Source organism: Variovorax glucosi, from assembly GCF_051216695.1.
In the GTDB taxonomy this organism is placed as follows: Bacteria; Pseudomonadota; Gammaproteobacteria; order Burkholderiales; family Burkholderiaceae_C; genus Variovorax.
Window position 1 is genome coordinate 1 of the sequence record NZ_JBPJZE010000117.1, and the last position, 1389, is coordinate 1389.

At 65.7% G+C, this 1389-nt stretch carries 2 protein-coding genes and 1 pseudogene; 2 read left to right on the forward strand and 1 reads right to left on the reverse strand.

Annotation, left to right across the window (positions count from 1 at the left end; genetic code table 11):
• A pseudogene (locus ACSFA3_RS23385) lies at window positions 1–165 on the forward strand (Crp/Fnr family transcriptional regulator); the annotation flags it as partial.
• 119 nt (window positions 166–284) lie between these two features.
• Complete coding sequence (locus ACSFA3_RS23390) at window positions 285–992, forward strand: Crp/Fnr family transcriptional regulator (RefSeq protein WP_435465282.1); 708 nt, start codon at window positions 285–287, stop codon at window positions 990–992.
• A 27-nt stretch (window positions 993–1019) separates the two neighbouring features.
• Here the strand turns inward: ACSFA3_RS23390 and ACSFA3_RS23395 are convergent, their stop codons facing one another.
• Window positions 1020–1307 carry a collagen-like protein gene (locus ACSFA3_RS23395; RefSeq protein ID WP_435507820.1) on the reverse strand — a complete coding sequence of 96 codons (288 nt, stop codon included), beginning with the start codon at window positions 1305–1307 and terminating at the stop codon, window positions 1020–1022.
• Between the last annotated feature and the right edge of the window lie 82 nt (window positions 1308–1389).

The window sequence follows — 1389 nt, forward strand, 5'->3', positions numbered from 1 at the left end:
GTGACCGAGGCTGCCGGCAAGCTGCAGCGCCTGAATCTCATCAAGTATTCGCGCGGACACATCACGGTGCTGGACCGCCCGGGTCTAGAGAAGCAGGTGTGCGAGTGCTATGAGGTCGTGAAGCGTGAAACGGATCGCCTGTTGCCTCGCCAGCCCGCGACCTGAGCCGGCGGCGGCCGGGCCGCATTTGGTGCGCCTCCGCACAGACGCGAGAGGGGCCCTCGGCAACAATGCGCCCGGTTGCGCATTTCCGCGCTGATTGATTCTTTCCAACAGGCGGTTCCGTGACATCAGCCCCGACCCGCCCCGTTCTCAATCGCCTGCTCGAGGCGCTGCCATCTGCAGACCGTGCGCACCTGCTCGAACGCTGCGACAGCGTGCAGCTGGCCACAGCGCAGATCCTCTACGAACCCGGCGACGTCATCCATCACATTCACTTCCCCACGAGCGCGTTCGTCTCGCTGGTGTCGACCGCGGATGGCCATGACGGCCTGCAGACGGGCATGGTGGGCAACGAGGGCGCCCTGGGCTACGAGCTGTCGCTGGACGTGCAGAGCGCACCGCTGCGGGCACTCGTGCAAGGGGCCGGCATGGCATGGCGCTTGACGGCGCAATCATTCGCGCAGGAACTGGAGCAGAACTCGACGCTCAAGCGCATCCTCAATCGCTACGTTTGCGTGCTCTTGATGGAGTTCGGCCGTTCGGGCCTGTGCAACCGCTTCCACCTGATCGAGGAGCGGCTGGCGCGCTGGCTCTTGACCACGCAGGACTGCGCGCATTCCACGCACCTTGCGCTCACGCACGAAGTGCTGGGCCGCATGCTGGGTGTGCGCCGGGTCGGCATCACCAACGCCGCGACGGCGCTGCACACGCGGCGGCTGATCGACTATCGGCGGGGTGTCATCACGATCACCGATCGCGAAGGGCTGGAGAACGCGGCGTGCGACTGCTACCGGGCCAACCGGCGCAGCTATGCGCATCTGATCGCATAGCTGCCGGCTGGTGCGTTGGTCAGTGCATCAGCGTGCGCCCGGAACCACGACAACGGTTCCGCTGCCGGTGCCAGTGCTGCCGGTGTTGCCTCTGGCGCCCGTTGCGCCTGTGGCGCCGGTGTTGCCGGTATTACCGGTGTCGCCTGTGGCGCCCGTGTTCCCGGTGTTGCCGGTATTTCCCCTCGCGCCCGTGGCGCCTGTGTAGCCGGTGCTTCCGGTGTTGCCCGTGTTGCCTTGAGGACCCATGGGCCCGGTGCAGGCAGATGCAGCAAGCAGGGCGAGCAACAGGATGGGCGGGAGTAGATATTTCTTCATGGCAGTTCCTTGTGGTGTCGGGGTGTGCAGCTCAATAGAGGCTACGCCGGCCACAATGACCGCCAGCGCGTATTGCGTCTGT